General features: G+C 57.6%; 3 protein-coding genes. 2 read left to right on the top strand and 1 reads right to left on the bottom strand.

The features are described 5' to 3' along the window. A partial coding sequence (locus tag QZ766_RS03695; RefSeq protein ID WP_297197419.1) for a fumarate hydratase occupies positions 1-640 on the bottom strand: 640 nt, incomplete at its 3' end. 198 nt (positions 641-838) lie between these two features. On the opposite strand from QZ766_RS03695, the gene manA reads away from it, so the two are divergent. Both manA and QZ766_RS03685 read left to right on the top strand, forming a co-directional pair. Further along, a complete protein-coding gene (gene manA / locus QZ766_RS03690; protein ID WP_297197416.1) occupies positions 839-2,014 on the top strand; it encodes a mannose-6-phosphate isomerase in 1,176 nt (391 codons plus the stop codon). 100 nt (positions 2,015-2,114) lie between these two features. Beyond that, positions 2,115-3,653, top strand: coding sequence for a YdgA family protein (locus tag QZ766_RS03685; RefSeq protein ID WP_297197413.1), 1,539 nt, complete (start codon positions 2,115-2,117; stop codon positions 3,651-3,653). Positions 3,654-3,790 lie beyond the last annotated feature (137 nt).

The raw sequence follows: 3,790 nt of genomic DNA, 5'->3' as shown, positions 1-3,790 counted from the left end.
CCACCAGATAATTCTTGAGCTTCGCAGGCGTAATCAGCGCCTTGGTTTCCTGAGAGAGATAGGTTTTGTTGGCCGAACCGCCGCCCTTGGCGATGCACAGAAACTTATATTCGCTGCCATCGACGCTGTAGAGATCAATCTGCGCCGGCAGGTTGGTGCCGGTGTTCACCTCTTTATACATGTCCAGCGGCGCGTTCTGGGAGTAGCGCAGGTTGTCTTCGGTGTACGTTTCGTACACGCCGCGGGCCAGCGCCGCTTCGTCACCGCCTCCGGTCCAGACGTTCTGCCCTTTTTTACCGACGATGATTGCCGTACCGGTGTCCTGGCAGGTGGGCAGAATGCCCTTCGCGGCAATATCGGAGTTGCGCAGAAACTGCAGCGCGACATATTTGTCGTTTTCACTGGCCTGCGGATCGCTGAGGATATCCGCCACCTGCTGCTGGTGCGCCGGGCGCAGCATAAAGGAAGCATCGTGGAAGGCGTGTTTCGCCAGCAGGGTCAGCGCCTGAGGATCGACCTTCAGGATCTGCTGCCCTTCAAATTCGGTGACGGAGACGTGTTCTTTGCTGAGAAGATAATACTCGGTGTCATCCTTTTTCAGCGGAAAAGGATCCTGATAGACAAACGGTTTATTCGACATTGCTCTCTCACTTACTGCGTTGACTCATTATGTTTTTGGCCGCGCTCACTGCGGTCTGTTAAAAGCGAGTTGGCTTATCCTACACAATTTTTTAACAAAAACTGAGACTGCGGCAGCTTTTTTCTGGATGAGGTTACATCCCTGCCGTTTCTTGGTTTAATAGGCGCAGATAAATAAGGATGAATACAGGGCGTTATCATGCAAAAACTTATTAACTCCGTACAAAATTATGCCTGGGGAAGCAAAACGGCGCTGACCGACCTCTACGGCATTGCCAATCCGGAACATCTTCCAATGGCCGAGCTGTGGATGGGCGCGCACCCGAAAAGCAGCTCTTATATTGAGGACGCCAGCGGCCAGCGCCGCTCCCTGCGCGAGGTCATTGACGCAGACAAAGCCGCGCTGCTGGGTGATAAAGTCGCCGCCCGCTTCGGGGAGCTGCCGTTTTTGTTTAAAGTGCTGTGCGCCGACACGCCGCTCTCCATTCAGGTTCACCCCAACAAGCAGGCTTCCGAGGCGGGATTTGCCAAAGAGAATGCGGCTGGCATTCCGATGGACGCCGCCGAGCGCAACTACAAGGATCCGAACCACAAGCCGGAGCTGGTTTTTGCCTTAACGCCGTTCCTGGCGATGAACGCCTTTCGCGAGTTCGCCGACATTGCCGCGCTGGTCCAGCCGGTGGCCGACGCCCATGCGGCCATTGGCGCATTTTTAAATGCCCCGGACGCGGAGCACCTGAGCGCCCTGTTTGCCGGGCTGCTTAACATGCAGGGCGAAGAAAAATCCCGCGCGCTGGCGATCCTGAATAGTGCGCTGGCAACTCAGAAGGGCGAGCCGTGGGACACTATTCGCTTCATCGCCCGCTTCTATCCCGACGACAGCGGCCTGTTCTCACCGCTGCTGCTTAATGTGGTCAAGCTCAACCCGGGCGAAGCGATGTTCCTGTTTGCCGAAACCCCGCACGCTTATCTTAACGGCGTGGCGCTGGAGGTGATGGCCAACTCGGACAACGTATTGCGCGCGGGCCTGACACCGAAATACATCGATATTCCGGAACTGGTGGCCAATGTTAAATTCGTGCCGAAGCCGGCGGGTGAACTTCTCACCCAGCCGCAGCAACGCGGCAGCGAGCTGGATTTCCCGATCCCGGTCGACGATTTCGCCTTCGCGCTGCATGACCTGAGTGCCGAGACCTGCAAAGTGGCGCAGCAAAGCGCGGCTATCCTGTTCTGCGTCAGCGGCGAAACGGTGGTGCGCAAAGGGGATCAGATCCTGACCCTGCGTCCCGGCGAGTCTGCATTTATTGCCGCCAGCGAATCTCCGGTACTGCTGAGCGGAACCGGCCGCGCAGCGCGCGTCTTCAACACGCTTTAACGAAAAACTGGCGTATTATTTTTCGCTTGTTAAGCTGTGCTACAACCTGATAACTCAACGGGCGGGATCTTCCGCCTGTTTTCATTTATGGATAATCGACATGAAAAAAACGCTGGTCGCAGCAGGAATTATCGTCGCTCTGGGTGTCGCGTGGACAGGCGGCGCCTGGTATACCGGGAAAATGGTTGAGTCTCACCTGGCAGAATTTGTCGGCCAGGCCAACGCGCAGCTGGCGCAGAATTCTCCGGAATCGGGACTCCAGCTGGCAACGCAGGATTACCAGCGCGGCATTTTCAGCAGCCACCTGCGCCTTATTGTTAAATCCGCAGACGGCGCGAAAAGCAGCTGGCTGAAACCCGGCCAGAACGTGGTGCTGGATGAAACCGTCTATCACGGACCGCTCCCGCTGAAAAACTTCAGCCTGATCCCGTCCATGGCAGTGGTCAACTCCACGCTGGTGAATAACGATCTGACCAGGCGGCTGTTTGAGCTCACCAAAGGAAAAACGCCGGCCGAAATCGCTACGCGCATCGCATATTCGGGGGCCACAAACTCGGATATTCTCTTTAACCCCATCGCCTATGAAAACGGCGATGACAAAATTACCTTTGACGGCGGCAAGTTCGAGCTGGAAGCGGACAAAGACGGTAACGCGCTGGCGCTGACCGGCGGTGCGGACAGCGGCCAGCTCAACGTGGTCAACGAGTTCGGCCAGCCGGTACAGTTCTCGTTTAAGAACTTAAAAGCGGATGGCGAAAGCAAGCTGACCGATTTTAAAGAGCGCATCGGCAATCAAAAACTGACGCTGGAAACACTGGCCGTCGCCGTGGCAGGCAAAGAGCTGGCTGTGGTTGACGGAATGACCATCGACGGAAAAGCCGATCTTTCTAAAGACGGCAAAACCATCGACAGCAGCCTCGATTACAGCCTCGACAGCCTCAAGCTGCAGGGCAACGACATGGGCAGCGGCAAGCTGGCGCTGAAGATTAATCACATCGACGGCGAGAGCTGGCACCAGTTCAGCCAGCAGTACAACGGCCAGGTGCAGGCCCTGCTCGGCCAGCCAGAGGTGATGCAGGATCCGGCGTTGTATCAGCAGAAAGTGACCGCCGCGTTCTTCGACGCCCTGCCGCTGCTGCTGAAAGGCGAACCGCAGGTCACCGTTGCGCCGCTGAGCTGGAAAAATGCTAAAGGCGAGTCCACCTTCAATCTGGATCTGGCGCTGAAAGATCCGTCAACCGCCGCCGCGCCGCCGCAGACGTTGGCTGAAGAGGTGGATTCCGGAGTGAAATCTCTCGACGGCAAGCTGACCATTCCCATGGACATGGCCATCGAGCTGATGACCCAGGTCGCGCGCATTGAAGGCTATCAGCAGGATGACGCCCATAAGCTGGCAGAACAGCAGGTCAAAGGCCTGGCGGCGATGGGGCAGATGTTCCGCCTGACCACCGTCCAGGACAACAGCATTCAGGCCAGCCTGCAGTATGGCGCAGGGCAGGTAACGCTCAACGGGCAGAAGATGCCGCTGGCGCAGTTCGTCGGCCTGTTCGGCATGCCGGATATTTTATCTCCGGCGCCGGCCGTGCCGCAGACGTCGCCGGCCGTTCCGCCGCTGCCGCTGGCACCGGTTCAGCCATAATCTTCACCCCCGGCGTCTGCCGGGGTTTTTTCTACTTCACCAGCCGGGGAAGGATCACCTGGTTGTGTACGGTTCCCACGTCCCCGCCAATACGCTGCAATACCCGCTCCGCTACCTGCGTCCCCATCTCCCGGGCC

The organism is uncultured Pluralibacter sp., assembly GCF_913775985.1.
Classification (GTDB): domain Bacteria; phylum Pseudomonadota; class Gammaproteobacteria; order Enterobacterales; family Enterobacteriaceae; genus Pluralibacter.
The sequence above is the reverse complement of the archived record's forward strand: the minus strand, read 5'-3'. Positions and strand labels throughout refer to the sequence as shown.

Excerpts from the sequence above, each read along its gene's own strand:
- manA (WP_297197416.1), top strand. The coding sequence starts at position 839 with ATGCAAAAACTTATTAACTCCGTACAAAATTATGCCTGGGGAAGCAAA.
- QZ766_RS03685 (WP_297197413.1), top strand. The coding sequence starts at position 2,115 with ATGAAAAAAACGCTGGTCGCAGCAGGAATTATCGTCGCTCTGGGTGTC.